The sequence below is a fragment of the Paenibacillus sp. AGC31 genome (genome assembly GCF_057334655.1).
Map to the genome: position 1 here is coordinate 158134 of NZ_JBHFJH010000047.1, position 17478 is coordinate 175611.

15 protein-coding genes are annotated in these 17478 nt (G+C 49.3%); all 15 read right to left on the bottom strand.

Features of this window, described 5'->3' with window-relative positions; translation table 11 throughout:
* Positions 1-166: 166 nt before the first annotated feature.
* Complete coding sequence (locus ACE04G_RS28535; RefSeq protein ID WP_339179041.1) at positions 167-1468, bottom strand: opine metallophore biosynthesis dehydrogenase; 1302 nt, start codon at positions 1466-1468, stop codon at positions 167-169.
* 56 nt (positions 1469-1524) lie between these two features.
* Positions 1525-2319, bottom strand: a complete 795-nt coding sequence (locus tag ACE04G_RS28540) for an SAM-dependent methyltransferase (protein WP_221820963.1) — start codon at positions 2317-2319, stop codon at positions 1525-1527.
* A gap of 43 nt (positions 2320-2362) precedes the next feature.
* Positions 2363-3223, bottom strand: a complete 861-nt coding sequence (locus ACE04G_RS28545; protein WP_339179045.1) for a histidine racemase CntK family protein — start codon at positions 3221-3223, stop codon at positions 2363-2365.
* Between the two features lie 295 nt (positions 3224-3518).
* Entirely contained in the window at positions 3519-4745 is a 1227-nt protein-coding gene (locus ACE04G_RS28550) for an amidohydrolase (protein WP_405130779.1), read from the bottom strand.
* Between the two features lie 50 nt (positions 4746-4795).
* Positions 4796-5854, bottom strand: a complete 1059-nt coding sequence (locus ACE04G_RS28555; protein ID WP_449004607.1) for an LLM class flavin-dependent oxidoreductase — start codon at positions 5852-5854, stop codon at positions 4796-4798.
* A gap of 240 nt (positions 5855-6094) precedes the next feature.
* Positions 6095-6967 carry a LysR family transcriptional regulator gene (locus ACE04G_RS28560; protein ID WP_449004606.1) on the bottom strand — a complete coding sequence of 291 codons (873 nt, stop codon included), beginning with the start codon at positions 6965-6967 and terminating at the stop codon, positions 6095-6097.
* 69 nt (positions 6968-7036) lie between these two features.
* Positions 7037-7585, bottom strand: a complete 549-nt coding sequence (gene ssuE, locus ACE04G_RS28565; protein ID WP_221820966.1) for an NADPH-dependent FMN reductase — start codon at positions 7583-7585, stop codon at positions 7037-7039.
* Between the two features lie 123 nt (positions 7586-7708).
* Positions 7709-8626 carry an ABC transporter permease gene (locus tag ACE04G_RS28570; protein WP_221820967.1) on the bottom strand — a complete coding sequence of 306 codons (918 nt, stop codon included), beginning with the start codon at positions 8624-8626 and terminating at the stop codon, positions 7709-7711.
* 61 nt (positions 8627-8687) lie between these two features.
* Positions 8688-9620, bottom strand: coding sequence for an ABC transporter permease (locus tag ACE04G_RS28575; RefSeq protein ID WP_036605816.1), 933 nt, complete (start codon positions 9618-9620; stop codon positions 8688-8690).
* 41 nt (positions 9621-9661) lie between these two features.
* Complete coding sequence (locus ACE04G_RS28580) at positions 9662-11305, bottom strand: ABC transporter substrate-binding protein (protein ID WP_221820969.1); 1644 nt, start codon at positions 11303-11305, stop codon at positions 9662-9664.
* A 173-nt stretch (positions 11306-11478) separates the two neighbouring features.
* Positions 11479-12822 carry an LLM class flavin-dependent oxidoreductase gene (locus ACE04G_RS28585; RefSeq protein ID WP_221820972.1) on the bottom strand — a complete coding sequence of 448 codons (1344 nt, stop codon included), beginning with the start codon at positions 12820-12822 and terminating at the stop codon, positions 11479-11481.
* A gap of 322 nt (positions 12823-13144) precedes the next feature.
* Positions 13145-13423, bottom strand: coding sequence for a glutaredoxin family protein (locus ACE04G_RS28590; protein WP_221820974.1), 279 nt, complete (start codon positions 13421-13423; stop codon positions 13145-13147).
* 217 nt (positions 13424-13640) lie between these two features.
* The gene (locus tag ACE04G_RS28595; RefSeq protein WP_449004605.1) at positions 13641-14594 is read right to left on the bottom strand and encodes an aminoglycoside phosphotransferase family protein; all 954 of its coding nucleotides are present in this window, start codon (positions 14592-14594) and stop codon (positions 13641-13643) included.
* A gap of 193 nt (positions 14595-14787) precedes the next feature.
* Entirely contained in the window at positions 14788-16515 is a 1728-nt protein-coding gene (locus tag ACE04G_RS28600; protein WP_449004604.1) for a glycosyltransferase family 2 protein, read from the bottom strand.
* A gap of 66 nt (positions 16516-16581) precedes the next feature.
* A partial coding sequence (locus ACE04G_RS28605; protein WP_449004603.1) for a GT-D fold domain-containing protein occupies positions 16582-17478 on the bottom strand: 897 nt, incomplete at its 5' end.

A 17478-nucleotide genomic window follows, 5' to 3' on the forward strand; every position in this document is an offset into this window, starting at 1 on the left:
ATTGCAGTACCATCTTCCGATCGCTGTTATCCCCAGATTTTTTTTGATTCTCTTTTCCATAGAGAAAATCTGGGGATAAAGGCGACCGCTTCGCTTCTTCAGATTGGTTCTACACTCTCCGTTATGATGTAAACATCAGGTTCAACTTGATTAATTTGAGATGTAATTAAACCTTGTTACTTACAAGTCCGGTGCAGATCATGCGAATATCCTCGTCAAAGGATTGGATTACAAAGGCATTGGACAAGCGCTGGTCCGGGTGTGCGTCAACCACTTCCTGAATTTTCGCCTCATACCTGGCGATAAATTGATCAATGGTTGGACAGCTCACATCGAGGTGTCTGGCTATGCCCTGAATGATTTTGATGCGGTAGTAATCTTCCTTGGGCATACGAGGAATGTCCAATTCCCCTTCGCGGTTCATAAACGTTTTACGGAATGGGACTGCTGAAAAGTCGAAATATTTCCCTCCCGAATCGGGTTCCGAGAATGGATCAATCAATAATGAGGTGTACCGTATGTATAATAAATACTCTTGATGAATGACCTGCAGCTGATTGAAATTCTCGATATCCTGGCGTGATATACTCTCTAATCGAACCGGATAGTTGTCATCCGTCATGAACTGAAGCAGGTTGACTCCCTGAATATCAAGTCGGTCCGTAATATTCATAATCTCCTGCCACTGTGCCCGCATTTCCCGTATCAAAACTTGTGTAATCGGACCTTCAGGATACATCTTGTATACGTACTTCTGAATATCCGAATCTCCAAAGATGGCTTCTAATGAAAAGTCATTCATGAACAAGGGTGGATGCACGTACAACGAGATATTTCTCGTTTCCGCCTCCAGTGGGGATCGCATCACTTCCAGCACAATACCCAAACGATCATACACTTGGCGTAGCTTGCTGACCTGTTCAGACGGGTAACGAGTGGAACCGATATAGACCTTTTTCTTAACCCCTGTTGTAATCACATGATTGGACGGATGTTCGTGCATCCAACGGGTATCTCCAAGGTAGGTGGAGAAGCTGATCACTTCCGGCTCTGCATTCCGCTCTCTCATGTAATGGGTCACGAGTCGATTCGACCCAAACGTTGGAGAAATCAAAATGATACATTTCAGTTGTTTAATGAATTCATTTTTCATTTGTTCCAATACATCGATATAAGCATCGGTGGTAACCGCCAAAATGAGTGTATCCCATTCACCCTCAATGGTGTCATATCCCTTGAACACATGATCAACGTAACACTCACCTGCGAGCGATTGATGTTTCTCATTTTGAATGCTGACCTGAATACGTTGATTGTTCTCTTCAAGGGCTGAGAATACGGATGCTGAACGAACCGATTGTCTCCCCGCAATGCCTATACTGCAGTTGAGATGATCTTTGAGCGTTGCCGCAAGCTGAATGGATGCAGGTCCGGTTCCGAGTATCAGAATTCGCTGAAGATTACTCATATATGCCTCCTATATTCAAAGTTCAATCTGGACTCCATCGGGATTGACTTGGATGGTTATGCTTTTTGATACAACGCAATATCGAACACATCATCCGGGCGCAGGATCGTATCCACCAGCTTCCACTTGTTGCTGTCCGTCTCTCTCATGGGATAATTGAACAAGGACTTCAACTGATCACCGTATCTCATGGCTACAACCACCTGCGCATTCGTCAGGGCATGCAGTTGATCAAGCAGCTCATATTTAGGGGCCACCGTAGAGCTGAAAATGATATGGGTTGCTTCCCTGGTATAATCCAGATCCTCCAGCAATGTTGACTCCAAACGAATCTTCAAACCCGTACCCAGTGTATCCACCACTTTTCGCCCGAGTGTAATGGACTCTTCATCAATATCGATCCCGACAACCTGTGCACCTGTTCGCTTGGCAATGAGTAATGGTGTCATGGGGAATGAACCGGAGCCTACCAGCAATACGTTGGAATCGGAGGTGACATGGAAACTACCAAATTCTTTATCGATACACTCTTCTATATTTTTGAAATAATCGGCAATCTGCACATCCCCGTTCTCTAACTTCAATGCACGATATTTCTCCATGATCGCCACACACTGGGCGGATTTATTTCTTAACTGCCATACAAGCGAATCCAGTTCTTCCAACTCCGAATGCTCCAACTGTTCCCAGGCTGCCTTATTGTTCTGATCAGTCACAAAGCGGGAGTAGTCATTGATCACAGCCTCAAGCTCTGCACTATGCTGAATCGTATGATCATACTTGTTCGCAAGCTTATCGAATTTCTCTGCAAATTCACTCAAACATGTCTGAAAATGGACCAATGTGATCATTTCTTTTCCCCCTATACGTTGTCTCGATCATGTATCATGTCCCTCATGCGTTTACAACGCTCCATTCTGCTGGAGCATCTATGAAGGCTTTGCCCTGAGCCACGATGCCAACAGATCCCTCAATCGTAATGCTCCCAAGTTCTGCGCCATCCCACTCGGCCACCACTTTGATTGCACCACCGGGCTGCTTGATGTACTGAGTAATTCCTCTCTGCTGGCTCCATGCGAGATACGCTCCTACGGAGGCCGTACCCGAACCACACCCTCTTTCCCAGATCAGACTGTCCAGCTCCGGAACATAGATGAGTGGGGCCATTTCTTCCAAGTGTGATTGATATAACAAGATACCAATCAGCTTATCCCCCAGGGTTAGTCCCAGTAATCTTGCAAGGGTCTGTGCCCTCTTCTTCATCGTATCGTCGAAGTCATCAACTTCGATCACGATATGGATGAACTCAGCGTACCGGATGATCACCATATCGAGTTCGATGCCTTCGTATCGGATTGTTCGTTGTTCGATCTGCTTCGGAATCGGCATGCTTACCTGGCAGTCGTATTCGTTCTGCTGTTTCTTCACATGGCACATGATCAATTGGTCAGTTCCGGAAACCTCCAACATGATATCCATAGATTCCTGATGTGCCAGTCCTGCTTCAGATGCGAGGTGTGCTGCAAGTGCCATACAGGCATTGCCACAGAACTCTCCTCCGGCCATTTCCAGATGAGAAGCAGCTTCCGGTCTCCTCGTTGGTTCAATGAATCCCACTTGCTCAGCGTAAACGTTGTCATACGACATTAGGCGGGTAGCAATATGACTGTATTGCTCGGCTGCATGATCTGTTTTAACCAGAATCGTCATGTTTTGGGTGGGACTGAACTTGATAAAATCGATCTCCTGTTTCATCGCAGCGACTACTCCTGTTCTCCTTTTTTATCTAATAGTAATTATTACGATTAAACGTCGAGAAAAATATAGCACATCTTTTTGGGAAGCGTCAACAAATATTTCCATTAAAAAAATAAAATTTAACAATACCTTTAGCTGCTCTTCCTGTAAGAAAACTCAAACAGAGCTGACGCTTCTGCGCCAGCCCTAGCCATAATTACACCGTCTGATAAGATTCAACAAATACGAAAAACGGTTGCCGCAGAACGGAACCGTTTCGATCTGGATATGATCCAGGGATAAACTGCGTCCCTCACTCCTGATGTGCTTGCACATTGTGCAATGCCCGTTCAGCCAGTGCTGCCAGAAGATGTGCTCCCAGCGGCAGAGCCCGTTCATCCATATCAAAGCCAGGGTGATGCCACTCATGCGGGCCAGAGGTGCCCAGGAAGAGGAACAGGCCCGGAACTTCTTTTTGATAAAAAGAGAAGTCCTCACCTGCTGGAGAAGGTAGCGGTCTAACACTATTCAATCCAATCTCACTTGCAACTTGCTCCGCCGCAGATGCGAGAGACTCATCGTTGACCACGGCAGGTGGTCCCTGAATCCAGCGAACCGTAGCCCGTGTGCCATAAGCTGCTGCCACACCGGCGACTACCTGATTGAAACGCTCGCGAATCCGTGCACGCACTTTCTCATCAAAGGTACGCACTGTGCCATCGAGTATCGCTTCATCCGGAATGACGTTCCAGGCTGTGCCGCTGTGGAGCTTGGTGACACTGATTACAGCACTCTCCTGTGCTCCCACATTGCGACTCACAATGGCCTGTAATGCCGTAACAATATGTGCGGCAACCACGATTGGATCAATGCCGGCTTCAGGCACGGCTGCATGGGTGCCTACACCTTCCACTTTGACAACAAAACCGTCTGCTGCTGCCATCAATGCGCCTTCCCGAATGCCCACCGTACCTACCTGGAGATCAGGTTTGTTATGTAACCCGAATACCGCCCGAACATCGGATAATGCGCCAGTCTGGATCACTTGCCGAGCACCCGTTGCTTTTTCCTCCGATGGCTGGAATATCAACCGTACTTTTCCCGGTAGAATGGACTCGCGCTGTTTCAGTAATCGTGCAGCACCAATCAGAATTGCCGTGTGCACGTCATGTCCGCAAGCGTGCATCTTTCCATCTACTTGGGAGGCAAATTCCAGCTTTGTCTCTTCCTGAATGGGCAGCGCATCAATGTCCGCTCTTAAGGCAACAACAGGACCGTCCCCTTGACCCACTTCAGCGACAAGCCCTGTCCGCAGCACATATTCGTCTGCAATACGAACGCCTTCCTCTTCCAGCCAACCGCGAATGGCAACTGTCGTCTCCTTTTCCTCGCCGGACAATTCCGGGTTACGATGCAAATGTCGTCGAATGGTGATTAAACGTTCCGCGAATTCTTCCGCCCGTTCACCGTCCAGTTCATGCTCGGGGCCCTGTACTTGTTGCTCAGAATGCTGCTTGGGCTGTTCCAGATCACTTTTCATCACATGGCCTCCCATTCGTATATATTCACTGCTATTTTCACTGCCTACTTCTATCCGATTGCTGCTTCTTCCTTGGATTCCAGTGCAAATTCACTGAGTCCCTGCTCTGCCAAAATTTCACGCAACAATTCGAATGAACGAATTCGCTTGGTAAAGTCCCGTGTAGCTGTAGTCACAATGAACTCTTCCACAGCAAACTCCTGCTGGAACTTCAGCAGCGCCTGACCTACACTTTCCTTCGTACCCCGGGTCACACTTGGCTCCAAAATCTCGATCCGATAGGTTTCGTTTGATTGACGTCCGAATTCTTCCGCCTGTTCCACAGAACCAACCGTCAGCACCTTCCCACTCTCCAGATGGATCTTCACCAGCATATGCTCGCTCGCAAGTCCTTCCGCTTCTTCCTCACTTTCGGCCACAATTAACGATATGGCTAGTGCAGCATAAGGCTCTCGTCCCTGGGAACGATCGAATTGTTCACGATATACACGGATCGCTTCAAGCGCTACCCCTATATTACTGTTAATGAACAGCGAAAAGACATATGGGAGTCCCAGTTCCGCAGCCATGCCCGCACTATCAACACTTGCTCCAAGTACGTACAGCTCCGCTGGAATGTCGGACACAGGCGAAGCGCTGAGACCTGCAAGTGGATGCGACTGATCTTCAAGCGGCTCATTGTGGATGTATCGTTTCACCTGAACGATTTTCTCTTGAAGAGATGCGGCTTCCTGAATACCTTCCTGCAACGCCTGTGTCGAACGTGGTAACCCGCCTGGTGCACGACCCATTCCCAGGTCAACTCTTCCTGGTCCGAGCGCTGCGAGTATATTGAAATTCTCGGCGACTTTGTATGGACTATAATGCTGAAGCATTACTCCGCCGGACCCCAGACGAATCCGCTTCGTATGCGCAAGCAAGTGAGAGATGAGTACCTCCGGGGAGGAACCTGCAACATGCCCTGAATCATGGTGCTCCGATACCCAGAACCGATGGAATCCCAGCTGCTCTGCCCGTTGTGCCAGCTCAATCGTATGTCGAAAAGCATCCACTGCCGTTTCCCCTTCATAGATCGGGGTCTGATCCAAAATGCCAACACGAATACTCATATCCTTCTCCTCCTTGATTGTGCTGAACCACTATTCTTGAATCACTATTAAGTTGAACTGGAGATGTTACACTTTATCACTCCGATTGCAGTACCATCTTCCGATCACTCTTATCCCCAGATTTTCTTTACTCCCTTGGTTCAAGGGAAAAATCTGTTGATAAATGCGCACGCTTCGCTTCTTCAGATTGGTTCTGCACTCTCCGTTTTGGTGTAAAAGTCAGATTCATCGTTAGACGCTCTATAACTTTCGCAGCAGTTCCCCGAAGGGCTCTGCCAATGGCGAATATTCTTCCTTTAACGTGACAACGCTGATCTGCAACGATACACCTGCTACCTCATGTACCTGAATGGGGAACAACTCCTGATTCTGCACTTCCTTCTTCACCGTGAGTCCCGGGAGAAAGGCAATGCCTGCCCCTTGCATAACCAGTTTCTTCGCCGTCTCCGAATTATCGACATGATATGTAATATTCGGCGGTTGTTCCAGCGAGTCGAAAGCCCGGTGAATGCGAAGCCAGTCCAGTGAACCACATTCGAAAAAGACCAGTTGCTCATTCCGGATGGCTTCCATGCTGACATGCCCGCTCTCAATGAATGGATGCCCTTTGTACACATAGAGCTGGATCGGATCTTCATAAAAAGCAACCGTACGGATCGCAGGATGCATGACCTTGCGCACAAAAGCAAGATCGATCTCCTGACCAAGCAGTTTGGCAATCAGCTGATCCGTCGTTGCTGTCGTCAGTTTGATATTAATTTCGGGGTAAGCTTCCTTGATCTTGGGTAGAAAATCGGGAATGACATAATTGGATACTGATACTGTACTACCGAGCCGAAGAGCATCCGGTGTTGTCCGACGCTGCTGAATCTTCTGCTTGCCCTGCTGAATCACTTGCAGCACTTGCTGCGCATACGGCAAGAATTTCCGACCTTCTTCTGTCAGCACGATTTGCTTGCCAAGCCGATCAAACAACTTGCAGCCCAGCTCCCTTTCCAGTGACTGAATGCGAGCTGTGACCGAAGGTTGGGACAAGAAGAGTACTTCGGCAGCCTTATTGAAGCTTCCATAATGATTGATATATACAAATGCTTCAATATTCTCGATATTCATGAGCGCCTCCGTATCCACGTCCGCAGACGTTTGATCTTATATTGATTTATCCAATATATTTACTTGGTTTTACGATATCGTAATCCCATCCTTTTCCAGTGTCAATATCAATTCATCCAGCGACCGATCCAGACGTGTAGTAATATCCGCAGAGAGCACAAATTTCTCATCATCCAGTCGTTCGATTCCCTGATCCACAGCATACACGCCACCCAGAATATGTCTTCCACCAAGGGCTGCCAGTACAGGCTTCAATGCATAATCAATGGCGAGCAGATGAGCAATGGAGCCACCGATGACAAGTGGGAGTATCAACTTACCCCGTAACCCTTCTTGCGGAATCAGATCCAGGAACAGCTTGAGCACTCCCGAGTACGATGCCTTATATACCGGCGTAGCCACAATAACTGCATCCGCGGCTTCCACGACAGCAAGTGCATCACGAATGAATGAGCTGTCAAACCGGGCTTGCACCAGATCCTCAGCGGGTAGATCCACAACATGAATGACTTCAACGGTAATGCCTGCCTCCGTTAATTTTTGGCTGCTGTAATCCGTCAGACCTGTCAAACGCGAACGCTTGGAAGGTGATCCGGCAATAATGACAACATGTGACATGAATTTCTCCTCCTCAAGCGTAAACGGCTGTCGCTGTCCTCTGGTGGCACAGCTACCGTTTCGCAGTGAAATATAAAAATGGATAGGGTGAAACTTATAAATTCTTATATTTTGGAATAGCGGTCAAGCCGCTCCTTTTACTTTGGGGTCCAGCCGATCGCGAATGTCGTCTCCAATCAGATTAACCGCCAGTACAAACAACGTGATCGCCAGCCCCGGGAACGTACAGATCCACCAGGCAACCGTCAGATACCCTCTACCTTGCGAGAGCAATGCGCCCCAATCCGGGATTTCCTTCAACACCCCAAGTCCCAGAAAACTGAGTCCGGAACCCGTAAGAATTGATGTCCCTACGCCAAGCGTAGCCATGACCAGCAGTGGTGACAACGAATGTGGCAGTACATGTTTCCAGAAAATACGCGTATTGGAACCGCCCAGTGAACGTGTCGCTGTAATGAAAGGAAGACCTTTAACTGATATGACCTGCCCACGCATCACCCGTGCGTACCCCGGAATGGAGGAAACCGCAACAGCCAGTGCAATATTCATCAGTCCTGGCCCGAGAGCAGCTGCAACAGACAATGCCAGGAGCACACCAGGTACAGCCATCAGAATATCGACAGCCCGCATCGTGATGGTATCAACAAATCCTCCGGCATATCCGGAGATAATACCCAGAGCACTACCGACAATACCGCCCACAAGAACGGAAGCAAATCCAATGAGCAGCGAATCCCTGCTTCCATGCACAACCACACTGAAGATATCCCTGCCAAAATAGTCCGTCCCGAACAGATGCGCAGCAGAAGGAGCCTGCAGGATAACATCAGTCATCATCTGAGTTGGATCATAGGGCGCAATCCAGCCCGGTACAATCGCACATGCCACGGTAAATACCACCACCAGCAATGCTGCATAAAAGAATAATCGGGATACCGCGAATGAGACGCGATAACGCCAAGGGCGGCGATTCCACAGACGGATACGTCCTACACTGCCCGCCCATGCTTTTTTGTCACCAGCCAAAGGTTTCATGCTCATGAGCAACAACTCCTCCTTTCATAACTCCGCGTCAGGACACATCTGACTGTTCTATCCATGATCATGTGCGGACTGCACGCCGAACCCGGGGATCAATGTACGAATACGAGATATCCACCAGCAGGTTCAAGACCACATAGATAATGGATGTAAAGAAGACAACCCCTTGCACCACTGGCAGATCCTTGGCCATTAGCGCATCCGCAATAATTCGGCCGATTCCTTGTCTGGAGAAGACAGTTTCCACCACAACGGTGCCCGCAAGCAGATCACCGATCAGCATGCCGATTACCGTTACTGCAGGAATAAGCGCATTACGTAGTGCATGACCATACATGATGGCACGTTCCGAAAGTCCTTTGGCCCGTAATGCCACGATAAACGGTTCATTGATCACTTCCAGCATGCTGTTCCGTACCATCCGTACAATAAATCCTGCACCCACAAGACCCAGCGTAGCTGCCGGAAGAACCAGTGAACTGAATCCATCGGAACCCATCGCCGGGAACCAGCCAAGCTGTACTGAAAATAACAGGATGAGCAGTATCCCCGTCCAGAAGGTTGGCATGGAGATGCCAAAAAGTCCAACTAGCCGAGCGACAAAATCAATCACGCCATTGCGATGAATCGCAGACAATACACCAAGTGTAATTCCAATCGTGATGGCAATGATTGAGCTGAGTGCGGTCAAAGCCAGTGTCGCTGGGAAATGTTCCAGTATTTTCGGCAGAACCGGATCCGAATTGATCATTGATTTACCGAAATCCCCACGCAGCATATCACCGAAATAGTTCGCAAACTGGATGTAAAACGGTTGATCCAGTCCTAGCTGGACCCGCAGATTCTCGATCATCTCCGGGGTAGCCGAGGACGGGTCCAGCATGAGCAGAACCGGATCACCCGGCAGAAGATACATGATGCAGTACACCAGCACCGAAGCTCCGAAAATAACCAGAAGCGATGTTGCGAGTCGTGACAGTATCGTTTGAACCATACCGGGATATCTCCTTCCTCAATCTGGATTGGCCGTTCATGTTAGGGCTGAATGCGGACGTCGTTAAAGAGTGGATACCCCAATGAATCAAACTTGATGCCTTCGACCTTTTTCGATGCTGCGACGGTATACGGGAATACATAGATCGGCAAAATTACCGCTTGCTCAATCAGGTATTGCTGGATCTGATTGTAGATCTCGACACGTTTATCGGGATCTGTCTCGACCGCTCCCTGCTCTAACAGTTCATCGATCTTTGGATCAGACAAACCGGACAATGTCGGACGCTCGCCCTCTGCACTCGTATGATAGAAAGCGTACAAGGCATTAGGATCAGAATTGACCTGACTGTTGCCATAGAGATCATAATCCCAGTTCTGATAAATGACTGTTGCGATATCTTTTGTAATCTCGACTTCAACGGCAATGCCAATCTGTTTCAACTGTTGTTGGATAATGGCGGCAATGTCATTGCGTTTCTCCCGATTGGGCGAACCATCAACATACCGCAGGGTCAGCTTCTGCCCGTCTTTGGCACGAATACCATCAGCGCCTTTCACCCAGCCTTGTTCGTCCAGCAGCTGATTGGCTTTGTTAATGTCCGGGTTGATGCTTCCTTCCAGCGATGCATTATAACCCAGGATTCCAGGAGACAGTGCGGACCACGCACGTTCGTAGTTGCCCAGATACAATGTTTTGACAATCGATTCCACATCTACGGCGGATTGTACCGCCTGCCTTACTTTCACATCATCCCAAGGCGCTTTGCGCAGATTGAAAAAGAGTGTGTATGGTAACCCAACTGTGTTGGCCTGCAACAGTTGCTGGTTCGGATCGTTTTTCAATGCAGCAACATTTTGCGGTGGAACCGTCTCGGCAGCGAGTACCTGACTACTCTGTACACTTCCGATCCGCGTTGCTTCTTCCGGTACAATTTTGAATGTGATCGTATCCACATGTGGTGCAGCTTTATTTTCAACCGTCTCAGGCCCCCAGTTGTAATCCTTGTTTTTGGCAACGACGATATCCGCATTTTCATCCCATTTCACAAAGGTATACGGACCTGTGCCCACCGGATTTTTACCCAGCTGGTCGCCATATTTTTGGGCAGCTGTAGGGGATACGATCCCCAGCAGTGCCTGGCTCAAGTTGCCAAGAAAGGCTTGCGATGGTGATTCCAGATTTACCTTGATGGTATATTCATCAATAACTTCGGAGGAGCTATACGGTCTAATCAGGGCAAGGGAATTGGCAGCTTTGGTGGCCGGATCAATCACCCGGTCCAGATTGTATTTCACGGCTTCCGCATTAAACGGTGTACCATCATGGAACTTCACGCCTTCACGCAGCTTGAATGTATAACTCTTGCCGTCCTCGGATACGCTCCATTCCGTGGCAAGCCACGGTTTGATGGAACCATCCGGCAGCTGCACGACCAGATTGTCGTAGATCGTTCGGATGGCGCGTACAGTTACAGCAAGCCCACTGCGATGAGGGTCCAGTGTATCCGGTGAAGTTGCAAGTGCAAAAGTCAGGTTACCTCCTTCGGCTTGCCCGGCCTGCCCCCCGCCTGATGCCTGTGCCGTACTGTTCGTGCTGCCTCCCGCCGATCCGCAACCGGATAATACCATCACCAATACTGCTGCCAATGCCATATATTTCATCCATGAGATAGACCTGTTCATATCGCTTCCCCCTCTGTGTATACAGGTGTCATTTAATTGATGTTTATACCCAATACTCTATATATCCTATGAGTTAAGTCGGTTTTAAAGTAGTACAAAACGTAGTAATTGATTTCATTACCGGTTGGAGAAAACAGCCAGACAACATCAGATGCTCGTTCGCTCCCTATCAGTTATGCCAAATCAGATACAACTTGCTTCTTCGCAGCCGTATAACGGTTAACCGGAATCTGTACCCCAAGGTTACCTCGCAATGTATCGTGTTCATAGTCCGTACGATACAGGCCGCGTTCTTGCAGAATCGGCACAACGAGTTCCACAAAATCAGACAATCCACTCGGCAGTTCCGAAGCAATAATGAAACCATCCGCTGCTTCCGTCTCAAACCATTTCTGAATCTTGTCAGCGACCTGCTCCGGTGTTCCCAGGAATTTGCTGCGCGGTGTTGCTGCCCGCAGAGCCACTTCACGCAAGGTCAATCCCTGCTCTTTGGCATCCTTCTTGATCTTGTCGGTTCCACTGCGGAAACTGTTGCTTCCAATGCCATTCAGCTCCGGGAACGGTTCATCCAGCGGATATTGGGAGAAATCATGGTGTTCGAAGAAACGTCCCAGATAATCCAGCGCTTTATCAATGGTAACCAGGCTCGCGATCTCCTGATATTTCTGTTCAGCTTCCTCTTCCGTCCGTCCAACAATAGGATTGATGCCTGGCAGAATAACAATATCCTGTGCAGAACGTCCATAGGAAGCCGCACGTGTTTTGACATCCTTATAGAATGCCTGTGCATCTTCAATCGTATCGTGTCCGGTAAAGACAGCATCCGCTTCTTGCGCCGCCAGCGTTTTGCCATCTTCCGATGAACCTGCCTGGAAAATCACCGGCTGTCCTTGCCGTGAACGGGCAATGTTGAGCGGCCCCTGTACGGAGAAGAATTCTCCTTCATGATTAAGCGTGTGCAGTTTGGATGGGTCGAAGAATACACCGCTCTCTTTGTCTCTTACAAAGGCATCATCTTCCCAAGAGTCCCACAACCCTTTGGTTACCTGTAAATATTCCGCGGCAATGCGATAACGTTCCGGATGTGAAGGGTGACTGCTCTTGCTATAGTTCTTCGCTGTACCTTCCAGCGGAGAAGTCACGACGTTCCAGCCTGCACGGCCATCACTGATCTGATCGAGGGAACCGAACTGTCTGGCTACGGTGAACGGATCACTATAGGATGTCGAGAGGGTACCCACCAGTCCAATACGTGAAGTAACGGCAGCCAAAGCGGAGAGGATACTGATTGGCTCGAAGCGATTCAGGAAATGCGGAATGGATTTCTCGGTAATATACAGACCGTCTGCGATAAAGACCAGATCAAACTTGCCTTCCTCCGCTTTCAGTGCCTGACGTTTGTAGAATCCAAAGTTAACGCTGGCATCCGACAGAACCTCCGGGTGTCTCCATGTGGTGTTGCTTCCTCCAACCCCATGAATAATGGCTCCAAATTTCAAACTGCGTTTCGCTGTCATATGCACTCCGCCTTCCTTGGATTAGAATCTTCAAAAGAATGATCAAGGGCCAACTGAACTGATTACGTATGCAAAATAACTTAAAAGTTAACTATTCCTATGAGTTTGGTTTGTTTTAATTTCACAAATCTTATCACTGCCCCGTAAAAGGGTCAACAGCGCGACTAATAGATTTTTTCTATATGAACATTGAAGATGTAAATATGACCATTTACATCCCAAGTGAGCCATAGCTTTTGAACGTTCCAGCTGCTGTACAAATGCGATCTTGCATCATGCAGCAGCCGGAACGGCTTGCTCCAAAGGTATATATCAACTCCCGTTAGACTGCTGCCGCTTCGTCCGCTCGTGCCAGAAGTTCAGCCAGCTTCTCCAGATCAGGTTCCAGCAAGGCTTCAAACTTGCCGTCCCCTCCCACTTCAATGACGGGTACATGCCGAATACCATATTTTGCTTCAAGCACATCACGCAGCACGTCATTGCCCTGCACTTCAATGTTCTCAAAAGGCTGGTTTCGCTCTTTCAGAAATGCTTTCACTTCCCCGCAGAAATGACAGCCTGTTTTGCTCCACAGCACGACTTTTTTGGTTGATGATGACATCGACATACCTCCTGATTAGTTTTAAGATCAAGATCTGGGCGATTGAATATGAACGCCCTAGACCTTCAATTCCCATCTGTTAAATAAGAATTATGGCTCTAAATGTACTCCTGTGCCCTACCTGCGTCAATGGATCTGCTAATAGAATAAACCTATAACCAAATAGAAAGATTAAATTATAAATTTGAAAGATGGCTTATTTTACAGGATTGAATCGCTATTGGCCCCTCCTAACCTGGTTAAAAGCTTGTTTTGCTAAATCAGTGTAGAACTCGATCTGATCCGGACTTCGATCTATAGCCCACCTCAGGGTATCAAAAGCTTTCAATAACAACACACGGCTCGCTTGATTCAGTTCGCGCTCTTGCTCTTGTGTGCCTGTCCCATATCCTTCTAAAAACGCTTTCAATTCTTCCTTGTCAGGACCTTCACCCCGTAGCTGGCATTGCATGAGTTGAATGATATCGCCATACGGCACGACGGTGACCTCCGCATTCCCCCAGTCCAGAAGGGTAATCTCACCCGTTGAACTTACGATTGTATTCTTCAAGGAGAGATCGCCATGGCATAAACCAAAGCGGAACTTTTGCAATTTCAATTGTTCGAACCATTGCCTTACGAGCTGTGATTCCTTCATCGTAATGACACCAAGCTCAATCAATGAATCTTGCTCCGTGAGACTATTGATATTGTATTGCACATATCCTTGCCAACTGCCATCTGATCCTGCATGAGGAGGAGAGTAAAATTGGTTTTGTACGGGATCATGCATTTCCCTTCCGAAACCTGCCACCGGGATGGATTGCATACGTTGTGTGTACTCACCGAGTTTCCTCCAAATCACAGACGTGGGCACTGTCGTGTCCAACCCGTTATCCCCTTCCACAACCGTTTGAATCATATAGGCATGTTCAGCGTTGACCCCAACGGACAATGTCTCTGGCCCAGGAATACTGGCACTCGCCGCTTGTTCGATGCACCATTTTTCTTTCACAAAGGTAGAATATGTATCTGGATCGTTCATGCGTACAACCACTTTATGACTTGCCGTCTCCACTAGGCAGACCTGATTAACAAAACCTTTACCGATGATATGATGTGAGCATGTTACTTTTTCCAGCAAAAAATCACTGGCAATCTGTTCGGCTTGTCTGACTATAGAATTCTTCATCCCGCATCCTCCCTATCCCTATATCATGATCCCAAGTTACGCTTGATGATAACTGCGTTGGTCATATTGTAAAAAGAATTCGTTGATCTTTCAATTATTCGGATGCGGAATGAATCAGAGCGATTCCACAGGCTACCGCTACATTTTCCATTCCGCATCATGCTGCTGATTCGCATAACTAGATTGCCTGACATTACAGATCTGGGTTTAAGAGCTGAGGTGGGGCGATAATGGGCCAGCCTTCTTCCATCGCATTCAGTTGATCTGCAGACACGCTGACAATATGCCCGGAATGTACACCCCAACGTTCTGCTGCATAGACCGATACAAATCGTCTCCGCTTGTCTCCGCTGATCTGATATCGAATCTCGGGTGCATCCACTGCGGCAACAATACTTCCTTCTGCCCATCCATTGTGAGAACCATGAACCGCTGTCGTATGCACCTGTTGTGATTCCCTCGGCCATCCTTGCACGTCCCCCGCTGATATCAGTGCTTCTCCGGCAGGAATGGCGAGCAGATCCGGTTTGGCAACCTGAACAGGAGATATTCCACGAGGTACAGGGATGTTCAGCTTACGCCGCCGACCGCCAGTTAGAGTATAGACATCTCCTTTGGCATCGGACAGAAACGAACCTTCCGGGTAGAAGACATAACTGTGTCTGAACTGTAATGCTGGATCTTGGCTGCCCTGCGTTGAGATTCGCTGACGCGGATCCATTGGGGGTGTGTCACCATCCTCTTGTTGACCGGATGAGGTACCAGAGGTTTGTTCTCTAGCCAAGCGAGAGGTTTCGGCAACCAGCGCATGAGGATCTCCCCACTTTTGGCTATAAAACTGCTCGTTATCCTTATTCACTACAGCAAAGTCTTGCTCACCCAATGCTTTCATACTGACACTTCCGAAGTGGTGGATAAAAGCATCCCCGGCTACCGCAAGCTGGTATCCTGCCAGCTTCACCCGGATGATCCAGTCATCATCTTCGAAATTGCCCACCGCGTACCCTTCGTCCAGATAACCTACCCGTTCCAGCAGCTCCCGTGAGAACAGCCAGCAGAATCCGACCAGGCGATCGGTTATTCGATGTTTGTCTGCATCCGGACGATTATGTGTGGTGGCAAAAGACCACATCTCTTCTACCTCACGGTACGGAACCTCAATCTGCTGATCCCCGCCAATATAGTTGGTCACCGGACCCACCACACCAATCTTCGGATCACTGGCAAGACAAGTCATCATGTTATCCAGCCAGCCTGGAGTAACGAGCGTATCGTTGTTCAGCACGATGATATGTCGTCCTCTCGCCATCATCAGCCCATGATTGACACCTCCGGCAAACCCCCGATTCTGATCCAGGGCAGCCACCCTCACCATGCCGCCTTTGCGGAGCATGGCCTCGGCAGTTCCATCCTTGGAGGCATTATCCACAACAATGATCTCGAAGGGGGCAGGGGTATGCTTTTCGATACTGGACACACATTTCAGCACATAGTCTCGCTGATTGTACGTGGGGATAATGATGCTAACTCCTTCAAAAACAAGCCCAAACGAGCTCTGTCCCTGGCGAACACCTTCGTTGTATCCTCTGGTATACCCCTGTTTGTAGAGTCTGGCGCCTTTGGCTGTGCGCTTGCCTTTGCCTTTACGTCTGGATTTCCGTATTGAGCGACGACCTGCTGCATGCAGGACTGCCATGTCAGGTCGCGAGACATCGTGCTGTGTGGTACATCGGTTTGCTTTTTTTTCGCTGCTTATGCTGCCATTCCGGTTGTTTTCACTGCGGCTCTTGTCACTGTGAGTGCTGATATTTGGAATGATGTTCAGATGACTATGACCCTTTCGACAGACGACGTTTCGAGCATTAACCTTGTTGTAACGACCATGACGTCCTTCCCCGCGCTGTTGATCGGGTGTGCTCATGTTGCTCCCTCCATTTCCACTTGTCCGTGAGGCTAACACGCACATGACCAGCCTCCGGACGGTCCACTAGAGTTGAAGCTCTCCTGTTACCAGTTTGTCAGCCAAATGTCCAAAATCCAGAGCGACCTTGCCGAGTTCACCTGCAATTCGCCAACACAGAATGACCGCCGGAATTCCCGCCGCCACCAAAGCGATATCAAAAGCATGTTCTGCGGTTTGCTGCATCACCCTCGGAATATCCATAACTCCTGCCACAGAACCAATGATGCCTGTGACATGAATCCCTCGGCTATGCAGCAGTGCCGCAAGCTCTGGTGCCTGGCTGCCTATGAGCAGAACCCGCCGTCCTTGCAGCAGGGTCAACACCAGGCCGGACTGATGCAGACTGTAATTGATCGTGGAACTGGTCAATTTCAGCCGGGACCAGTCGATCCCGAAGTGGCGTAATACCGGGAATAACAGCCCCTGGAAGGTCGGCGCCCGCGAGATCGGCACGCCAACCCAGTCGGCGGCCTGTATGGCTTCCGCAAGCATCGCGCGGATGTCGGGGGTTGAGCATGGCACCCCTGCATAGGGCAGAAACGGTGCCAGCTCCTGCACTTCCTGGCCTGGCAGCACCGTATCGGCTGCCAGCGTGAGCAGTTCGCCATCTCCGAGGCGAACGACAGACAAGGGGCGCTGCGCATCCAGCGCCGCCGTGATGTGTCCAGCCATCTCATGAGGGCTGGACAGCCGGGCCAGGCTGGGCGCGTATTGGCGGAATCCCGCCGCGATCAGATCTGCCGCCGCCACGGCAGGCAGAATGTGATCCGGCGGGATGTGCTGCGCCACCAGCGCCTCCCCGCCGGCGAATACGCCGTCGCGGTAGCCCTCGGCGTAGCCGCCGGGCACGGCCTCAGCCTGCACTGCGTGCTCCGCAGGCGGAGGCGGCAAGCCCTTCGCGCTGCCCGCATTCGCGCCGGC

What these genes read in the sequence shown, in the direction of transcription:
- ACE04G_RS28535 (WP_339179041.1), bottom strand. Translation starts at nt 1,468, where the DNA reads ATGAGTAATCTTCAGCGAATTCTGATACTCGGAACCGGACCTGCATCC.
- ACE04G_RS28540 (WP_221820963.1), bottom strand. Translation starts at nt 2,319, where the DNA reads ATGATCACATTGGTCCATTTTCAGACATGTTTGAGTGAATTTGCAGAG.
- ACE04G_RS28545 (WP_339179045.1), bottom strand. Translation starts at nt 3,223, where the DNA reads ATGAAACAGGAGATCGATTTTATCAAGTTCAGTCCCACCCAAAACATG.
- ACE04G_RS28550 (WP_405130779.1), bottom strand. Translation starts at nt 4,745, where the DNA reads ATGAAAAGTGATCTGGAACAGCCCAAGCAGCATTCTGAGCAACAAGTA.
- ACE04G_RS28555 (WP_449004607.1), bottom strand. Translation starts at nt 5,854, where the DNA reads ATGAGTATTCGTGTTGGCATTTTGGATCAGACCCCGATCTATGAAGGG.
- ACE04G_RS28560 (WP_449004606.1), bottom strand. Translation starts at nt 6,967, where the DNA reads ATGAATATCGAGAATATTGAAGCATTTGTATATATCAATCATTATGGA.
- ssuE (WP_221820966.1), bottom strand. Translation starts at nt 7,585, where the DNA reads ATGTCACATGTTGTCATTATTGCCGGATCACCTTCCAAGCGTTCGCGT.
- ACE04G_RS28570 (WP_221820967.1), bottom strand. Translation starts at nt 8,626, where the DNA reads ATGAGCATGAAACCTTTGGCTGGTGACAAAAAAGCATGGGCGGGCAGT.
- ACE04G_RS28575 (WP_036605816.1), bottom strand. Translation starts at nt 9,620, where the DNA reads ATGGTTCAAACGATACTGTCACGACTCGCAACATCGCTTCTGGTTATT.
- ACE04G_RS28580 (WP_221820969.1), bottom strand. Translation starts at nt 11,305, where the DNA reads ATGAACAGGTCTATCTCATGGATGAAATATATGGCATTGGCAGCAGTA.
- ACE04G_RS28585 (WP_221820972.1), bottom strand. Translation starts at nt 12,822, where the DNA reads ATGACAGCGAAACGCAGTTTGAAATTTGGAGCCATTATTCATGGGGTT.
- ACE04G_RS28590 (WP_221820974.1), bottom strand. Translation starts at nt 13,423, where the DNA reads ATGTCATCATCAACCAAAAAAGTCGTGCTGTGGAGCAAAACAGGCTGT.
- ACE04G_RS28595 (WP_449004605.1), bottom strand. Translation starts at nt 14,594, where the DNA reads ATGAAGAATTCTATAGTCAGACAAGCCGAACAGATTGCCAGTGATTTT.
- ACE04G_RS28600 (WP_449004604.1), bottom strand. Translation starts at nt 16,515, where the DNA reads ATGAGCACACCCGATCAACAGCGCGGGGAAGGACGTCATGGTCGTTAC.